This is a genomic window from Nocardioides ginsengisoli, assembly GCF_039537225.1.
In the GTDB taxonomy this organism is placed as follows: domain Bacteria; phylum Actinomycetota; class Actinomycetes; order Propionibacteriales; family Nocardioidaceae; genus Nocardioides; species Nocardioides ginsengisoli.
The window spans coordinates 85788-103105 of record NZ_BAABAC010000015.1 but is presented as its reverse complement, the minus strand read 5'-3'; the positions used below and the strand labels follow the sequence as shown (position 1 = coordinate 103105).

The window sequence follows — 17318 nt, the reverse complement described above, 5'->3', positions numbered from 1 at the left end:
GGACTCGCTCAACGCCGCCTGAAACAGCGGAGGTTGACACAGGGCAACTCATCGGTTCACCAGCTCCTCGAGGGACGGCAGGTGGTCGAGGTGGCAGGCAGCGCGGTGCAGCCGGTCGCACCCCAGCCGGGGCACGGGCAGCGGGACCTCCACCGCGCAGCGCTCACCCACCCGGTCGGCGAGCCCGCAGCGCGGGGCGAACGCGCAGCCCGGGCCGGCGTCCCGGAGCGAGGTCGGGGCGCCGGGGATCGCGCGCAGCCGGGTGCGGGCACCGTCCCGCTCGAGCCGGGCGTCGAGGCGTGGCGTCGCGGCGCGCAGGCCCGCGGTGTAGGGGTGGGCCGGACGCTCGAAGATGTCGCGCAGGCTGCCGTACTCGGCCTCACGGCCCGCATAGAGCACCAGGACGTCGTCGGCCGCGCTAGCCACGACGCCGAAGTCGTGGCTGATCAGCAACATCGCCATCCCGTACTCCTGCTGCAGCTCACGCAGCAGCGCGAGGATCTGCGCCTGCACGGTCACGTCGAGCGCCGTCGTCGGCTCGTCCGCGATGAGCAGCGCGGGTCGGTTGACGAGCGCCATCGCGATCACCGCACGTTGCCGCATGCCGCCCGAGAACTCGTGCGGAAAGCGCCGTACGGCGTCCGCGGGCTCGGGGATGCCGACCCGCTCGAGCATGTCGACCGCGCGCATCCGCGCCTCGCGCCGGCTCACCGAACGGTCGTGCAGGCGGACCGCCTGCGCGATGTGGGCGCCGATGTCGAGGTAGGCGCTGAGCGCCGACATCGAGTCCTGGAACACCATCGCCACGTCGGATCCGCGCACCCGGCGCAGCTCACGCTCGTCGGCCGCCAGCATCTCCCGGCCGGCGACCACGATCCGGCCGCGGGCGCGCGCCGCGGGCGGCAGCAGCTGCATGATCGCCCGCCCGGTCATGGTCTTGCCCGAGCCCGACTCCCCCACCACGGCGAGGGTGCGGCCGCCGTCCAGGGTCACCGACAGGTCACGGACGACGTCCGCGGTGACGCCGCCGCTCGTGAACGAGACGGACAGGTCCTCGATCTGCAGGACGGGCTCAGGCACGGCGGATCCTCGGGTCGAGAAGCGGCATCAGCAGGTCGGCGACGAGGTTGCCGACGATGATGAGGAAGGCGGAGAACAGGGTCACCCCGACGACGACGCTCAGGTCGGACTCGTTGACGCCCGACAGCAGCAGGTCGCCGAGGCCGTGCAGGCTGAACACCTTCTCCGCGATCACCGAGCCGCCCAGCAGCGCGGTGACGTCGAGCGCGAACATCGCGACCACCGGCACCATGACCCCGCGTACGGCGTGCCGGTTGACCTGCCGCGGAGACGCGCCCCGCGCGGTCATCGCGACCAGATGGTCGGCCGACAGCTCGGTGAGGAGCTGGGTCCGGGTGACCCGGATGTAGCCGGCCGCGAGGATGCACGAGAGCACCATCCACGGCCCGATCAGGTGCCAGGCCCAGTCGGCGGGCGACTCGGAGAAGGGCACGAAGCCCGAGTACGGCAGCGCATTGAGCATGAAGCCGAACACCTGGACGACGAGCAGGCCGACGAGGAAGGTCGGCACCGACAGGCCGAGCATCGCGAACCCGGTCGAGAACCGGTCGACCACCCCGCCTCTGCGGATCGCCGAGAGCGCGCCGAGCCCGATGCCGACGACCAGGCACAGCACGGCCGCGCCGAAAGCGAGCGAGAGCGTCACCGGCAGTCGCTCGGCGATCAGGGAGGTGACGTCGCTGCGGTTGGGGAAGGAGTAGCCGAAGCAGGGCGCGGCGCACTCGACCTGCTGCGAGCCCTCACCGTAGGTGCGGCCGACGACGAGTCCCTTCACGAACTCGCCGTACTGCCACACGATGCTGTGGTCGGTCTGCATGTAGGCGCTGACCTTGGCCTTGGTCTCGGCCGGGCACGGCTTGCCGCACATGGCGCGGGCCGGGTCCTTGGATGCGCCGAAGAAGAGGGCGATCGTGACGAAGGCGATCGCGAGGAGCATGACCACCGCGGTGACCATGCGACGGGCGATGTAGGTGATCATGCGGCATCCTCCGTGCGCACGTCGAGGACGTCGCGGAGCGCGTCGCCGGCGAGCGTGGCGCCGAAGACGATCAGGAACACCACGGCGCCGGGGAAGAGCATGTACCAGACGTCGGCGCCGCTGTAGATCCACGGCAGCGAGTCCGAGAGCAGCTTGCCGAGATCCGGTACGTCGCCGCGCAGGCCGACGCCGAGGAAGGACAGTCCGGCGACGACGCTGACGTTGCCGGGCAGTGACATCGCGAAGAGCACGACGACCAGGCCGAAGAGGTGCGGCAGCATCTCGCGGCGGATGATCTGCCAGGGCGGGGCGCCGGTGGCGCGGGCCGCCTCGACGAAGGTCCGCGCGTTGAGCGCGCTCGCCTGGGCGCCGATGATCCGCGCCGGCACGGTCCAGCCGAAGAAGGCCAGGACCAGCACCAGGACGAGTCCCCGCGGGAGCTGGTCGGGCACGATGGCCATGATCGCGATGACGAACATCAGGCCCGGGAAGCCGAACATGAAGTCGATGAGCCGGCCCGCGACGGCGTTGAGCCAGCCGCCGAAGTAGCCCATCGCCGTGCCGAGCACGGCGGCGACGACGATCGCCAGGATGCTCGCGCCGAAGGCGATGAAGAGCGAGGAGCGGATGCCGTAGACGACCTGGGCGAAGAGGTCGACGCCCGTCACCGGGACGACCCCGAGCCAGTGGTCGGCGCTGACGCCGCCGAGCGCGCCCAGCGGACGGCCGCCGTCCGGGTCGAGCAGGTCGGTGTGGAAGGTGTGCTGGTCCTGGCCCTCGAGCCGCACCAGGAGCGGGGCGCACAGCCCGGCGACCAGCGGAACGACGAGCATCGCCAGGCCCGCGACCCCCGAGCGCTTGCGGAGGAAGCGGCGGAGGACCGACGCGCGCCGGCCCTCCGCCTGCTCGATCTCAGTGATCGACACCGACGACCAGCTCGTTCGCGAACGGCGGGTAGGCGGGCATGAAGTAGTTGAGGATCTTCGAACCGGCCAGTGCCTGCGTGCGTTGCACGAGGATCGGGACGATCGGCGCCTCCTCCATGATCTGCTTGTCGATCGCGGCCCACATCGCGGCGGCCTTGTCGAGGTCCGGCTCCGAGATGGCGGCGTCGATCGCGGCGTCCACGTCGGGGTTGGAGTACTGCGACGCGTTGCCGCCGCCGTTGCCGATCTCGCTCGACGCGAAGAGCGGCTGGATGGTGCTCATGCCGCTCGGGAAGTCGGCGCCCCAGCCGTTGGTGGTCAGGTCGTAGTCGCCGTCGGCCGACGAGACCAGCTCGTACCAGGTGTTGCCGTCGAGTCCCTTGAGCTTGACGTCGATGCCGACCCGGGCGAGCGAGTTCTTGATGCTCTGCGCCTCCTTCTCCTCGATCGCGCTGACGTCCGTCGGGTAGGTGAGGGTCAGGTCGAGCTTGGCGACGCCGGCCTCGGCGAGCAGCTGCTTGGCCTTGGCGACGTCGCCGGTCTCACCGCCGTCGTACAGGTCGTAGGCGGTGTAGCCGGGGATGCCGGGCGTCATGATCGAGGAGGTCAGCTGGCCGCCGAACTTCGGGCCGCCGTAGACGCTCTGGATCTCGGACTTGTTGATGGCGTAGTTGATCGCCTGGCGCACGCGCAGGTCGGAGAGCCCCGGCCGCTTGACGTTCATCGCCAGGTAGCGGAAGTAGCCCGACGGCCCGTTGGCCATCCGGTCGGAGATGGACGGGTCGGACTGGATCCGCTGGAACTGCGCCGGCGAGATGAGCGCGTTGCTGATCGCGCTCTGGTCCTCGCCCTTGTCGTCGATGAGCCGCTGCACGATCGTGTCGTTGTTGAGGCCCATGTCGAGCACGATCCGGTCCGGTCCGGCGAGGCGCGCCTGGTCGGTGTCGGGCTTCCAGTTGGGGTTGCGCTCGAGCACCGCCTGCGTGCCCTTGCTGAAGCTGGTCACCTGGTAGGGACCGCTGGCGACCGGGTGCTCGCCGTACGTCTCCGGCTCGGTGTCGGCGGCCTTCGGCACCGGCGCGAACGCCGGCATGCTGACGATCCACGGCCAGTTGCCGAACGGACGGGTCAGGTGGAAGACGATCTTGTGGTCGTCGACGACCTCGATCGACTCGAGCTCCTTGCCGTCGTACGGGCCGTCGTAGTCGGCGCCGCCCTCGAGCAGCGTCTTGTGGTAGCCGAGGCCGCCCTGGAACATCGGCGCGAAGGAGCGCTCGATGCCGTACTTCACGTCCTGGGCGGTGATCGGGCTGCCGTCGGAGAACTTCAGGCCCTCCTGGAGGGTGAACGTCCAGGTCTTGCCGCCGTCGTCGGTCGTGCCGGTGTCGGTGGCGAGGTCGGGCACCAGGATGGTGTCCTTGTCGGGGAAGGTCTGCCACGAGGTCAGGCCGCGGTGGACCCACCGCAGCCGGCTGGTCGGCACCATCTGCGCGTTGGCGGTCTCGAAGGACTCGGTCGCCTTCCGCGAGAGGTAGTGCAGGGTCCCGCCCTGGGGCACGGACTCCAGCGCCGTCGTGGTCTTGTCCTTCTTCGCATCGGCCGACTGCGAGTTCGCATTGCATCCGGCCGCCGCGAGGGCCAGGACGAGCGCCAGCCCGACGGGCACCACTCTCCGGGTTCGTTTCGCCATAGATCGCGCTTCCTGTGAGGCGGTCCCGATCCGATCGGGGCCGCGGGGGATCTCAGGAAGGGAGTCTGTGGGCGGGCGCGAGTGCGCGTCCATCGAGGAGTTCTGCAGGGCACCGTTAAGAGAAACTGAACGTTCGGCAGGCCTCGGCGCGCGCGTCGTCCACGATAGCGGCGGAGCGCGGGTGCGGGAAGCCGACAGCGTGCAATCCCGCTACAGATAGGGCTTCCGGCTCGTGTTCAGCCCGCGACGGTGACGTCGGCGACGGTCGCGCCGAGTGCCGCGACCAGGGCGTCGCCGTCGACGCTGAGCGCGACGCCGTAGCCACCGCCGCCGATGGAGACCGGGCCCGTCACCCGGCTGTCGGCGATCACGGGCAGCGCGGCCTCGGAGCCGAGCGGCGTGATGGTGCCGCGGACGTAGCCGGTCACCTCGCGCGCCGCGTCGGCCGACGGCATCGAGAGCCGGTTGACGCCGAGCAGGGCGCGCAGCAGCGGCCAGGAGATCTCGCGGTCGCCGGGCGCGAGCACGAACCGGTGGTCGCCGTCGGCGACCCGGACCACCATGGTCTTGATGATCTGGCGCGGCTCGATGCCGCGGACGGCGGCGGCCTCCTCGAGGGAGCGCACCGGACCGTGCCGGGTGACGTCGTACGTCAGGCCGAGCGCGTCGGCCGCGGCGAGGGCGCGGGCGGACCGGTCGGTCGGGTCGGGCTCGCTCACGCCTCGGCCGCCAGTGCGATCGCGAAGCCGACCATCACCAGTCCGGTCGCGCCGTCGACGCCGCGGCGGAAGCTCCGCCGGGTGAGCGCGCCGGCCGCCTTGCCGGCGATCCAGACGACCGCCAGCAGGACGACGAGGCCGATCGCGACCAAGGTCAGCGCATAGGCGAGCAGCGTCGGGAGGCCCTGGTCGGCGCCGACGAACTGCGGCAGCACAGCCAGGTTGAACGCGAGCACCTTGGGGTTGGTCATATTGCAGACGACGCCCTGGCGGAAAGCCGTCCGCGAGCGGACCGTGCTCGCGCCGCCACCGACCTCCCACACGCTGCCGTCGCGGCGCAGCGCGTCGCGGATGGCACTGACACCGAGCCAGGTCAGGTAGGCGACGCCGGCCCAGCGCACGCCCAGGAACACCGGCTCGGCATGGGTGAGCACCGCGCCGAGGCCGGTCGCGGCGAGGACGCCCTGGACCGATCCCGCGGTGCTGATGCCGGCGGCGGTGACGGCGCCGCGGCGACGACCGCCGACGACGGTAGCGCGGAGGGTGAGGAAGGTGTCCGGCCCGGGGGCTGCCGCGAGGAGCGCGGCGAACACCACGAAGGACACGTAGCTGCTCACGACGGGGATCGTACGCCCGCTCAGGGGGCTGACGTCATTCGTTCTGTGGGCTCTCACCCACAGAACGAATGGCGTTGCCGCGACAGGTTCAGCCGACGACGAGGATGAGGTCCCCTCCCTCGACCGCGTGCGGCCCGGTGAAAGCGATCCGCTGGACCGCGCCGTCGACCGGAGCGGTGATGGCCGCCTCCATCTTCATCGCCTCGATGGTCGCGACGGTGTCGCCGGCCTTGACCTGGTCGCCGTCGGCGACGGTGACCGTGACGACGCCCTGGAAGGGCGCCGCGATGTGGCCGGGCTGCGCCGGGTCGGCCTTCTCCGCGGCCGCGACCTCGGCGGACACCGAGCGATCGCGCACCGAGATCGGCCGGATCTGGCCGTTCAGGGTGCACATCACGGTCCGGTAGCCGCGCTCGTCGGGCTCGCTCACCGCCTGGAGACCGACCAGCAGCTGCTTGCCCTCGGCCAGCTCGACGACATGCTCCTCGCCGTTCTGCAGACCGTAGAGATACTCCCGCGTCGGTACGACGGACAGGTCGCCCCACTTCGAGCGCGCCTCGTCGAACTCCCGCGTCGGGCCCGGGAAGAGCAGCCGGTTGAGTGTCGCGCGCCGCTCCGCCGGGCCGTTCGACAGCCCCGCCTCCTGCTCGGGGGTGAGGGTCTCGGCGGGCGGGGTCCACGGCCGGCCGGCGATGGCCTTGGACCGGAACGGCTCGGGCCAGCCGCCCGGCGGGTCACCGAGCTCACCGTGCAGGAACCCGATCACCGAGGCCGGCACGTCGTACGACGTCGGGTCGGCCGCGAACGCCTCCGGGTCCGCACCCGCCGCCACCAGCGCCAGCGCGAGGTCACCGATCACCTTCGACGACGGCGTCACCTTCGGGATCCGGCCCAGGATGTCGTTGGCCGCGGCATACATGTCCTCGACCTGCTCGAACTTCTCCCCCAGCCCCAACGCGATCGCCTGCTGCCGCAGGTTCGACAGCTGACCACCCGGGATCTCGTGCCGGTAGACCCGCCCGGTCGGAGCCGGCAGGCCGGACTCGAACGGCGCATACAGCCGCCGCACCGCCTCCCAGTAGGGCTCCAGCGCGTTGACCGCCGACAACGACAGCCCCGTCTCCCGGGGACTGTGGTCGGTCGCGGCGACCAGCGACGACAGCGGCGGCTGCGACGTCGTACCGGCCATCGACGCCGTCGCCGCATCCACCGCATCCACCCCCGCCGCGATCGCCGCGGTCAACGTGGCCAGCTGACCACCCGCGGTGTCATGGGTGTGCAGATGCACCGGCAGGTCGAACCGCTCCCGCAACGCCGTCACCAGCGTGTGCGCCGCGGGTGCCCGGAGCAGGCCGGCCATGTCCTTGATCGCCAGCACGTGCGCACCGGCGTCGACGATCTTCTCCGCCAGCCGCAGGTAGTAGTCGAGGGTGTAGAGGTCCTCCGACGGCGAGGACAGGTCACCGGTGTAGCACAGCGCCACCTCCGCCACCGCCGTCCCGGTGGCCCGCACCGCCTCGATCGCCGGACGCATCTGCGCCACGTCGTTGAGGGCGTCGAAGATCCGGAACACGTCGATCCCGGTCGCCGCGGCCTCCTCGACGAACGCATTCGTCACGCTCGTCGGGTACGGCGTGTAGCCGACCGTGTTGCGCCCGCGCAGCAGCATCTGCAGACAGATGTTCGGCACCGCCGCCCGCAGCTTGGCCAGCCGGTCCCACGGATCCTCCGACAAGAACCTCAGCGCGACGTCATAGGTCGCCCCGCCCCAGCACTCCAGCGACCACAGCTCGGGCGTCATCCGCGCGACATGCCCGGCCACACCCAGCAGGTCATGGGTACGGACCCGCGTCGCGAGCAGTGACTGGTGCGCGTCTCGGAACGTGGTGTCGGTGACCGCCACCGCGTCCTGGGCCCGTAGCTCGGCCGCGAACGCCTCCGGACCCACCGCCAACAGCCGCTGCCGCGAGCCGTCGCGCGGCGGCGCCGCGTCGAGTCCGGGCAGCTTGGCGCTCGGGGCCACCGAGACGGGGACCGCGCCGTACGGCTGGTTGACGGTGACGTCGGCGAGATAGGTGAGCAGCCGGGTGCCGCGGTCGCCGGAGGCGCGCGCGGTGAGCAGCTCGGGGTGGGTCTCGATGAAGCTGGTGGTCACCCCGCCGTTGGCGGCGTTGTCGAAGTCCGGGTCGTCGAGGAGCGCCTGGAGGAACGGGATGTTCGTCGCGACGCCCCGGATCCGGAACTCCGCGACCGCCCGGCGGGCACGCGCGACGGCGTCCTCGAAGGTCCGGCCGCGGCAGGTGAGCTTGGCCAGCATCGAGTCGAAGTGGGGGCTGATCTCGGCGCCCGTGAACGTCGTACCGCCGTCGATGCGGACGCCGGCGCCGCCCGGCGAGCGGTAGGCCGTGATGGTGCCGGTGTCGGGACGGAACCCGTTGGCCGGGTCCTCCGTGGTGATCCGGCACTGCAGGGCGGCGCCGCGCAGGCGGACGGAGTCCTGGGAGAGTCCGAGGTCGGCGAGCGTCTCGCCGGAGGCGATCCGCAGCTGCGCCTGGACCAGGTCGACGTCGGTGACCTCCTCGGTCACCGTGTGCTCGACCTGGATCCGCGGGTTCATCTCGATGAACACATACGGTGGGGGGACTTCGTCCCCCCACACCCCCCGATGCTCCGCCACGGCTCGGGTGTCCAGGAGGAACTCGACCGTGCCCGCACACGAATACCCGATCTCACGCGCGAACCGCACCGCGTCCGCACACATCCGCTCCCGCAGCTCGGGCGCCAGCCCCGGCGCCGGAGCGATCTCCACGACCTTCTGATGCCGACGCTGCACCGAGCAGTCCCGCTCGAAGAGGTGGATCACCTCGCCCGTGCCGTCGGCCAGGATCTGGACCTCGATGTGCCGCGGATCGACCACCGCCTGCTCGATGAACACCGTCGGGTCACCGAACGCACCCTCGGCCTCACGCATGCAGGTCTCGATCGCCTCGCGCAGCTGCGCCCGATCATCGACCCGGCGCATGCCGCGCCCGCCACCACCCGCGACGGCCTTCACGAACAACGGGGCCGGGATCGCCTGCGCCGCCACCAACAGCGCCTCGACGTCGGTCGAGGGATCCACACTCTGCAGCGTCGGCACCCCCGCCGCCTTCGCGGCCGCGATCGCCCGGGCCTTGTTGCCCGTCAACGTCAGCACCTCGGCCGAGGGGCCCACGAACGTGATCCCCGCCGCCGTGCACGCCTCCGCGAGTGCCGGGTTCTCCGACAAGAAGCCATAGCCGGGGTAGATCGCATCCGCGCCACACGCCACCGCAGCGGCGACGATCGCATCAGGGTCGAGATAGCTGCGCACAGGGTGGCCGCGCTCACCGATCTCATAGGCCTCGTCGGCCTTGAGACGGTGCTCGGAGCCACGGTCCTCGTACGGGAAGACGGCCACGGTGGTGGCCCCCAGCTCGTACGCCGCGCGGAACGCTCGGATGGCGATCTCGCCGCGGTTCGCGACCAGGACTTTGGAGAACAAGACATCACACCTTTCGTTGGGAGAAGCGGCACGAGGATCTCGACGCTAGCGCCGTTGGCGCACGCGTCCCGTTCCGTTCCACGGAACGTGGAAAACCGCAGGTCAGCGGCCCTCTCTACGGTCCTCCCATGAGCCCTGCCGACCAGCTCGAGCTGACCGACCTCGTCCACAGGTACGCCGCCGGCGTCGACGACCGCGACCTGGAGGCGGTCGCCGTCCTCTTCTGCGACGACGCCACGCTGACGACGCCCGCGGGCACGCAGGTCGGCCGGGAGGAGGTGCTCGCCGCGCTCGGCGCGGTGCGCGACCTGCCGGTCACGTTGCACGCGCTCGTCGGCACGGTCTTCACCTCCGTGTCCGACGACGAGGCGACCGGACGGGTCGCGTGCATCGCGCACCATGTCTTCGAGCGGGACGGCGTCACCCGCGACGACGTCTGGCATCTCGTCTACCGCGACGCCTACCGGCGTACGGCGCAGGGCTGGCGGTTCGCGAGCCGCGAGCTCGACGTGCGCTTCCGGTCGGCGGGCGACGTACGGCTCGGCTGACCGAGCCCAGCGAGGATTCCCGCCGGCTCGGCGGGCAAATGCAGAACGGCGGCCCGTGGGCCGCCGTTCTGTCTCTGTGTCCGAGGGGGGACTTGAACCCCCACGCCCGATAAAGGGCACTAGCACCTCAAGCTAGCGCGTCTGCCAATTCCGCCACCCGGACGAGTGCGGTAGAACCGTAGCAAAGGGCCGGCCCAGACGCCGCATCGGCACCCCTCTTTGGACGTCGGCGGGGTGAACCCGCCTTGAACGGGTGCCCTCCACCTGACACGGTGGGGAAGGTCTCTGACCTCGAAACCGAGAAGGCAAGCACATGCTCACCCTCACTGAGAACGCCTGCACGATCGTCAAGCAGATGACCGACGTCCCGGATGCTCCGGACACCGCAGGGCTGCGGATCACCCAGGTCGACACCGGGTTCGCCGTCGCGGCGACTGAGCAGCCGGAAGCCGGCGACCAGACCATCGAGCAGGACGGCGCAACCGTCTATCTCGACGCCGGCGCCGCCGAGCGACTCGATGCGATGACCCTCGATGCGGGCGTCGACGACACGGGCGCCCTGCAGTTCGGGCTGGTCGCCCAGGCCTGACCCCGCCACCCACGTCGGGCGTCATTCTGGGATCGTGGGCGCATGGAGCAGCTGCGTGTCGCCTTCGTCCCCGGAGTGACGCCCGACAAGTGGGCCCGCGTCTGGCGGGAGCGCAACCCCCGGGTCCCCCTCCAGCTGCTGCCGATCGAGGAGGACGCGGCGCGCGCCGTCCTCGACGACGGCACCGCGGACCTCGTCCTGGCCCGCCTCCCCGTCGACCTCGAGCGGCCGACCCCGCTCCACTGCGTCCGGCTGTACGACGAGCAGCCGGTGGTCGTCGCGAGCCGCGAGCACTTCGTCGCGGCCGCCGACTCCGACGCCCCGCTGCCGCTCGGCGACCTCGCCGACGAGCAGCTCGTCCTCCCCCACCCGTCCGGCTGGACGCCGTCGGTGGAGCAGCTCCCCTTCCCGGAGATGTCGGTCAAGGACGCCATCGAGGTCGCCGCCTCGGGCGCCGGCGTGGTCATCGTCCCGATGTCGCTCGCCCGGCTCCACCACCGCAAGGACGTCGTCCAGCGTCCCGTCGACCTCGAGCCGACGTCCGTCGCGCTGCTCTGGCTGCGCGAAGCCGACAGCCCGGTCCACCAGGACTTCGTGGGCGTCGTCCGCGGCCGGAAGGCGTCGAGCAGCCGCTAGTGCGGCGCGCGCGTCGAGACGCGCATCGCTCCGGCGTGGTGGGGATGGTCCTGACCTCGGATGGGTACCTCAGTGCCGGAACACGAAGCAGAACGGAGTTGGACATGGTCATCCTGGGCGTCATCCTGCTGATCATCGGCCTCGTGGCCGGTATCTCGGTCCTCACCACCCTCGGCGCGATCCTGGTCGTGGTCGGCCTGGTCCTCAACCTGGTGCCGATCGGCGGGACCCGGCGGAGGTACTACTAGGAGCGCACCAGCCCCGGCTCAACCGAGGTTGTTCGCGGCCCACTCCCCGAGGACCCGCGCGCTGGCGTCGACGAGCTCGACCCAGTCCATGGCGCGCTCGTCGGCGTTGTCGGAGACGTGCTTGACCATCCGCAGCGCGACGCCGAACTCCTGCGCGACGTACGCGATCGCGTAGCCCTCCATGTCGACCAGCTGCGCCCGCCGACCGAGCCGCGCCCGCACGATCGGGTCGTTGACGAAGACGTCACCGGTCGCGAGGACCGTCGGGTGCTCGCCGATCACGAAGGTGTCGCGCGGGTCGTAGCCGAGCGCACGGATCGCGTCGCCGTTGATGTCGTGGTTGAGGACGGTGCCGATCTCGTAGAGCCCGTGCTCACCGTCGAGTCCGTCGTGTAGCGCGCCGGCCGTCCCGAGGTTGACGACGACCAGGTCGTCCAGATCGGTACGGCGGGCGAGGTTGCGGGTCAGCGCCGTCGCCGCGGCGGTCTTGCCGATGCCGGTGACCAGGACCTCCAGTCCGGCGGGCAGGTGGGCCACCTCGGAGGCGGCTGCGGCGACGATCAGGTGGCGAGGCACGCGGTCACGCTAGCGGCCGATCCGCGAGGATGACGCGGTGACCTCCGCGCAGACCGTGACCGCCGTGGCCCCCGGACGCGTCAACCTGATCGGCGAGCACACCGACTACAACGGCGGCCGCTGCCTGCCCTTCGCGCTGCCCGTCGTCACCATGACGACCGTGACGGCGCGCGCCGACGACCTCGTGACCGTCAGCAGCCGGCAGTCCGGCACGTGGGAGGGGACGCTCGCCGACGTCTCCGCGGGCGTGACCGGATGGGCGGCCTATGTCGCCGGGGTCGTGTGGGCACTCCGGGACGCCGGGTGGCCGGTCGGCGGGCTCTCGGTCGAGATCGACTCGTCGGTGCCGCTCGGCGCCGGACTGTCCAGCTCGGCGTCATTGGAGTGCGCCGTCGCGACCGGGATCGCGGGACTGCTCGGGCGGCCCCTCGACCGCGCGGGACGACTCGAGCTGGCGGAGCTGTGCCGGCGGGCGGAGACGGAGTACGTCGGGGCACCGACCGGCGGCATGGACCAGCTCGCGAGCATGCTCGGCGCCCCGGACACGGCGCTGCTCCTCGACTTCGCGGGCGGGGCGGCCGCCGGGCCTGGCGCCGGGCCTGGCGCCGGGCCTGCCGTCACCGCGGTGCCTCTGCCGCTGGCGGCCACGGGGCTCGCCGTACTGGTGACGGAGAGCGGGGTGCGCCACGAGCTGGCGGACGGCGACGGCGGCTATGCGCAGCGTCGGCGCGAGTGCGAGGCGGGCGACGAGCGGCGGATGCGGCACGTGCGGTCGGAGGACGCGCGGGTGGAGGCGGCGGTCGCCGCCATCGCTGCGTCGGACTGGGAGACGCTCGGCACCCTGATGACCGCCTCCCACGTCTCACTGCGGGACGACTTCGAGGTGTCGATCCCCCGCCTCGACGTCGCGGTCGCCGCGGCGCTGGACGGCGGGGCGTTGGGGGCCCGGCTGACCGGAGGCGGGTTCGGCGGCTGCACCATCGCGCTCGTGCGCGCGGACGAAACCGGGGTCGTTCGGGCGGCGATCGATGCGGCGTACCGGGACGCGGGGTGGCCCGCGCCCAGCCACCGGCTGGTGCTGCCCGCGGCGGGGGCTCGGCTGGTCGAGCCGGTTCCGGGGAGGGGTCGCTGAGTCCGGATGCTGGGACGGGTTCTGCGGTTTGGGACCAAACCGCATGGTTTTCGGCCCCGCGGCATGCGGTTTCTGCCCATTCGACGCTGCTCCACCAGCGCGGCCGACGCCCCGCCGCCACCCGGCGACCACCCCAGCGACGACCCAGCGACGACCCAGCGACGACCCAGCGACGACCCAGCGACGACCCCGCGACCACCCCGCGACCACCCCGCGACCACCCCGCGACACACCCGAAAACGCACCAGGGCCCGCCTCCGCACCCCACGGAGACAGGCCCTGACGCCCCTCGATTCAGCCCCTTCGAGCCAGACGACTCACTTGAGCTCGGCGCTGGTCAGGTTGAGCACCCGCCGCGCCACGATCAGCTGCTGGATTTGCTGCGTGCCCTCGAAGATGTCGAGGATCTTCGAGTCCCGCGCCCACTTCTCGAGGAGCTCGGTCTCGCTGTAGCCGATCGACGCGCACAGCTCGACGCAGGAGAGCGTGACGTCGGAGCCGACGCGGCCGGCCTTGGCCTTGGCCATCGACGCCTCGAGCGAGTTGGGCTGGCGGTTGTCGGCCATCCACGCGGCCTGCAGGGTGAGCAGCCGGGCGCCCTCCCAGTCGGCCTCGAGCTGGAGGAACTTCGCCGCGGCCGCGTGCTGGAGGTAGGCCGGCTTGTCGTAGTCGACCTCGACTCCGGCCTGCTGGAGCAGGTCGCGGGTCAGGTCGAGCGAGGCGCGGGCGGTGCCGACGGCCATCGCAGCGACGAGCGGGCGGGTGTTGTCGAAGGTCGCCATCGCGCCGGCGAAGCCCTGCTCGACGTTGATGTCGGGCGAGCCGAGGAGGTTCTCCTTGGGCACCCGGCAGTCGGTGAAGGTGATCACCGCGGTGTCGGAGGCGCGGATGCCGAGCTTGTCCTCGAGCCGCTCGACCTTGAGGCCGGGCGTGCCCTTCTCGACGACGAACGACTTGATCGCCGCGCGGCCGAGGGACTTGTCGAGGGTCGCCCAGACGACGACGCAGTCGGAGCGCTCGCCGGAGGTGACGAAGATCTTCTCGCCGTTGATGACGTACTCGTCGCCGTCGAGGACGGCGGTCGTCGACACGGCCGCCGAGTCGGACCCGAAGGCCGGCTCGGTGATCGCCATCGAGGCCCACTTGCCCTCGAAGCGCTTGAGCTGCTCGTCGTTGGCGACCGACGCGATGGCCGAGTTGCCGAGGCCCTGGCGCGGGAAGGACAGCATCAGGCCGACGTCGCCCCAGCACATCTCGGCGATCGAGGTCACCGAGGCCATGTTGGAGCCGTTCTTGACCCGGCCGTCCTCGTCCTGGGCGTCACGTCGTACGCCGGTCGCGCCGGCGCCCTCGCTGGCGCCCGACTCGGCCAGGCCGTCGATCATCGCGGCGAGGACGTCGAGCTCCTTGGGGTACTCGTGCTCGGCGATGTCGTACTTGCGCGAGATCGGCCGGAGCATGTTCATCGCGACCTGGTGGGCCTGGTCGATGAGCGCGCGGTGCTTGCGGGGCACCTCCAGATTGATGGCCATCAGACCAGCACCGTCCCTTCCATGACGCCGACCGCACGCAGGTCGCGGTACCACCGCTCGACCGGGTGCTCCTTGACGAATCCGTGACCGCCGAGCAGCTGGACGCCGTCGAGGCCGATCTGCATGCCCTTCTCCGAGCACAGCTTGCGGGCCAGCGCGACCTCCTTGGAGAAGTCCTTGCCGGCCGCGGCGCGGGCGGCCGCGCGGTAGGTGAGCAGGCGCATCGCCTGCAGCTCGATCGCGATGTTGGCGACCATGAACGCCACCGACTGGCGGTGGGCGATCGGCTCGCCGAACGCCTCGCGCTCCTTGACGTACGGCGTCACGTAGTCGAGCACGGCCTGCCCCGTGCCGAGCGCGAGGGCGCACCAGGCGAGGCGGGAGAGCCGGACGCACTCGGTGTAGGTCGAGCCGTCGGTCTCACCGAGGACGGCGTCGGCCGGGACCTTGACGTTGTCGAGGTTGAGCTTGGTCATCGACGCGGCGCGCACGCCCATGCCCGGGTCGCCCTCGATGCTGAGGCCCTCGGTCGAGGACTCGACGAGGAAGAGCACCGGCTTGCCGGCGAGCTGGGCGCCGACGACGAACAGCTCGGCGTGGTCGCCGCGGGCGACCAGGCTCTTGGTGCCGTTGAGGACGTAGCCCTCGCCCGACCGGGTGGCGGTGGTGGCGGGCGCGAGGACGTCGAAGAGGACGGTCGGCTCGTTGAGCGCGAGCGCCGCGGCGGGAACCTCGTCGCCGGTGAACGCCGGGAGGTAGGTCTGCTGCTGGGCGTCGGTGCCCCACAGGCCGATGGCCGTGGCGACCGAGCCGGGCGCGAGGGTGGCGACGGCGAGGCCCATGTCGCCCTTGGCGAGCGCCTCGGCGACGAGGGTGCCGGCCATCGCGGAGCGCTCCTCGGAGACGCCGCCGAGCGACTCGGGGACGCCGAGGATCGGCAGGCCGATCTCGAGGCTGGCCTTGAGCAGCGCGTCGGGAGCGGCGCAGGCGTGGTCGGCCTCGGCCGCGGCGGGCCGGACGACCTCGTCGGCGAAGTCGGCGACGACCTCGACGAGCATCTGCTCGTCCTCGGTCGGGGTGAGGTCGAAGACGCCGGTCGACGGAGCGGTCGAGGGACGCGCCCCCGGCTGGCCCTTCTTGCCGGCCTTGGCGAACGTGCGGCTGGCGCTCGTCATCGTCTTGAACCCGGTGCGGGTCACGGTGAAGACGACCTGCTCTGTCTGCTTGCGCAGGCCGACCTTGTCGAGGAGATCGCTCTGGGCGAGCTTGTTGAGCCCGGCGACGAGATAGCCGATCGGATCGCGGCTCTCTCGGCTCGGGACCCCGAACTTGCCGCCCGGCTTCAGGTTGCTGATCAAGGACATGCGCCAAATGTAACTGCGAGTTACACATTGCGCTACAGCTGAACCGGATTTGTCCGCCCCGGGTGCGGGAGGTCACACCGCGCTGCCTAGGATTCAGCCATGGCGAGCGGTGAGGACGACAGCGTGGAGCGAGCGGACGACGAGGCACAGGAGGCCGTCCTCGCGCCGTACGGACCGCTCCCCCGCGGCGGCAGCGTCCGTCCGATCACCCGCTGGGGCGCCGACGTCATGCACCGTCCGCAGCGGCAGGTGAGCGAGTTCGACGACGCCCTGCGCGCCCTCGCGGCCGACATGATCGCCACCATGTACGCCGCCGACGGGGTCGGCCTGGCCGCCTGCCAGATCGGCGAGGACGTCGCGATGTTCGTCTTCGACTGCCCGGACGAGAGCGGCCGGCGCACCGTCGGCGTCGTGTGCAACCCGACCCTGACCCTGCCCGAGGGCAAGGAGCGCTTCCTCGACGACAGCTCCGAGGGCTGCCTGTCCTTTCCCGGCGCCTTCGTCGACTGCGCCCGACCCGACTGGGCGGCGGTCGAGGGCCAGGGACTCGACGGCGAGCCGGTCCGGTTCGAGGGCGACGGGCTGCTCGCCAAGTGCCTGCAGCACGAGACCGACCACACCGTCGGCATCGTCTTCGGCGACCGGCTCTCGGCCAAGGCGATGAAGCGGCTGCGCAAGCAGCACGACGCCGCCGTCGCCGACTACCCGGCGGAATGGCCCACCTGAGCCACTGCCTCTCGCGGTCGGTTTCGGCTAGGTTGCCCGCCATGCCCCTCGACTCCGACCTCGCCCCGCTGCTCCAGGTCATCGAGGCCGGGACCCCCATGTCCGACCTCTCCCCGACCGCAGCGCGCGACGCCTTCCGCAAGCTCACCATCGACTTCCGACCTCCCGGTTCCCTGGCCGAGGTCGGCTCGGTCGAGGAGACCAAGGTCGCCGGCGGCGACGGACCGCTGCGTGCCCGGGTCTACCGCCCGCTCGGCGAGGAACGGCCGCGGCCGACCGTCGTCCTGCTGCACGGCGGCGGATGGGTCATCGGCGACCTCGACACCCACGCCCCGATGGCGCAGGCGATCTGCGCCGGAACCGACGCGGTCGTCGTCGCGGTCGACTACCGGCTGGCGCCCGAGGCGCGCTTCCCGGCGGCGGCGCTCGACGC

At 71.4% G+C, this 17318-nt stretch carries 17 protein-coding genes and 1 tRNA gene; 7 read left to right on the top strand and 11 right to left on the bottom strand.

Translation table 11 applies throughout. The features are described from left to right. Window positions 1–48 precede the first annotated feature (48 nt). From AB4880_RS08925 to AB4880_RS08895, 7 genes are all read right to left on the bottom strand, one after another. Entirely contained in the window at window positions 49–1080 is a 1032-nt protein-coding gene (locus tag AB4880_RS08925) for an ABC transporter ATP-binding protein (protein WP_367918866.1), read from the bottom strand. Further along, complete coding sequence (locus AB4880_RS08920) at window positions 1073–2059, bottom strand: ABC transporter permease (protein WP_367918865.1); 987 nt, start codon at window positions 2057–2059, stop codon at window positions 1073–1075. The genes AB4880_RS08925 and AB4880_RS08920 overlap by 8 nt, the downstream gene beginning before the upstream one ends. Beyond that, window positions 2056–2985 (bottom strand): ABC transporter permease, encoded by a 930-nt coding sequence (locus tag AB4880_RS08915; protein ID WP_367918864.1) that lies wholly within the window; start codon window positions 2983–2985, stop codon window positions 2056–2058. Before AB4880_RS08915 ends, AB4880_RS08920 begins: the two co-directional genes overlap by 4 nt. Further along, entirely contained in the window at window positions 2972–4651 is a 1680-nt protein-coding gene (locus AB4880_RS08910) for an ABC transporter substrate-binding protein (RefSeq protein WP_367918863.1), read from the bottom strand. The genes AB4880_RS08915 and AB4880_RS08910 overlap by 14 nt, the downstream gene beginning before the upstream one ends. Before the next feature lie 260 nt (window positions 4652–4911). After that, window positions 4912–5394, bottom strand: a complete 483-nt coding sequence (locus tag AB4880_RS08905; RefSeq protein WP_367918862.1) for an aminoacyl-tRNA deacylase — start codon at window positions 5392–5394, stop codon at window positions 4912–4914. Continuing rightward, window positions 5391–6011 carry a LysE family translocator gene (locus tag AB4880_RS08900; RefSeq protein ID WP_367918861.1) on the bottom strand — a complete coding sequence of 207 codons (621 nt, stop codon included), beginning with the start codon at window positions 6009–6011 and terminating at the stop codon, window positions 5391–5393. Before AB4880_RS08900 ends, AB4880_RS08905 begins: the two co-directional genes overlap by 4 nt. Before the next feature lie 88 nt (window positions 6012–6099). After that, the gene (locus AB4880_RS08895; RefSeq protein WP_367918860.1) at window positions 6100–9534 is read right to left on the bottom strand and encodes a pyruvate carboxylase; all 3435 of its coding nucleotides are present in this window, start codon (window positions 9532–9534) and stop codon (window positions 6100–6102) included. A 128-nt stretch (window positions 9535–9662) separates the two neighbouring features. Between AB4880_RS08895 and AB4880_RS08890 the strand changes: the two genes are divergently transcribed. After that, window positions 9663–10082 carry a nuclear transport factor 2 family protein gene (locus AB4880_RS08890; protein ID WP_367918859.1) on the top strand — a complete coding sequence of 140 codons (420 nt, stop codon included), beginning with the start codon at window positions 9663–9665 and terminating at the stop codon, window positions 10080–10082. 77 nt (window positions 10083–10159) lie between these two features. On the opposite strand, the gene AB4880_RS08885 is transcribed toward AB4880_RS08890, so the two are convergent. Next, window positions 10160–10245 (bottom strand) — tRNA-Leu (locus tag AB4880_RS08885). Window positions 10246–10395: 150 nt separating this feature from the next. Between AB4880_RS08885 and AB4880_RS08880 the strand changes: the two genes are divergently transcribed. The 3 genes from AB4880_RS08880 (at window position 10396) to AB4880_RS08870 (ending at window position 11555) form a co-directional block, all read left to right on the top strand. After that, window positions 10396–10671, top strand: coding sequence for a Fe-S cluster assembly protein HesB (locus tag AB4880_RS08880; RefSeq protein ID WP_367918858.1), 276 nt, complete (start codon window positions 10396–10398; stop codon window positions 10669–10671). Window positions 10672–10713: 42 nt separating this feature from the next. Further along, the gene (locus tag AB4880_RS08875) at window positions 10714–11307 is read left to right on the top strand and encodes a LysR family transcriptional regulator substrate-binding protein (RefSeq protein WP_367918857.1); all 594 of its coding nucleotides are present in this window, start codon (window positions 10714–10716) and stop codon (window positions 11305–11307) included. 104 nt (window positions 11308–11411) lie between these two features. After that, window positions 11412–11555: a hypothetical protein gene (locus AB4880_RS08870; RefSeq protein ID WP_367918856.1), complete on the top strand. Its 144-nt coding sequence runs from the start codon at window positions 11412–11414 to the stop codon at window positions 11553–11555. Window positions 11556–11573: 18 nt separating this feature from the next. On the opposite strand, the gene AB4880_RS08865 is transcribed toward AB4880_RS08870, so the two are convergent. After that, window positions 11574–12131, bottom strand: coding sequence for a nucleosidase (locus tag AB4880_RS08865; RefSeq protein ID WP_367918855.1), 558 nt, complete (start codon window positions 12129–12131; stop codon window positions 11574–11576). Between the two features lie 37 nt (window positions 12132–12168). Here AB4880_RS08865 and AB4880_RS08860 point away from each other — a divergent pair, with 37 nt between their 5' ends. Continuing rightward, a complete protein-coding gene (locus tag AB4880_RS08860; RefSeq protein ID WP_367918854.1) occupies window positions 12169–13263 on the top strand; it encodes a galactokinase in 1095 nt (364 codons plus the stop codon). Between the two features lie 317 nt (window positions 13264–13580). Here AB4880_RS08860 and AB4880_RS08855 read toward each other — a convergent pair whose 3' ends face one another. Next, a complete protein-coding gene (locus tag AB4880_RS08855; protein WP_367918853.1) occupies window positions 13581–14795 on the bottom strand; it encodes an acyl-CoA dehydrogenase family protein in 1215 nt (404 codons plus the stop codon). Then, window positions 14795–16159, bottom strand: a complete 1365-nt coding sequence (locus tag AB4880_RS08850) for an acyl-CoA dehydrogenase family protein (RefSeq protein WP_367918852.1) — start codon at window positions 16157–16159, stop codon at window positions 14795–14797. Before AB4880_RS08850 ends, AB4880_RS08855 begins: the two co-directional genes overlap by 1 nt. A 99-nt stretch (window positions 16160–16258) precedes the next feature. Here AB4880_RS08850 and def point away from each other — a divergent pair, with 99 nt between their 5' ends. Beyond that, window positions 16259–16885 carry a peptide deformylase gene (def, locus tag AB4880_RS08845; protein WP_367918851.1) on the top strand — a complete coding sequence of 209 codons (627 nt, stop codon included), beginning with the start codon at window positions 16259–16261 and terminating at the stop codon, window positions 16883–16885. A gap of 41 nt (window positions 16886–16926) precedes the next feature. Next, a partial coding sequence (locus AB4880_RS08840) for an alpha/beta hydrolase (protein ID WP_367918850.1) occupies window positions 16927–17318 on the top strand: 392 nt, incomplete at its 3' end.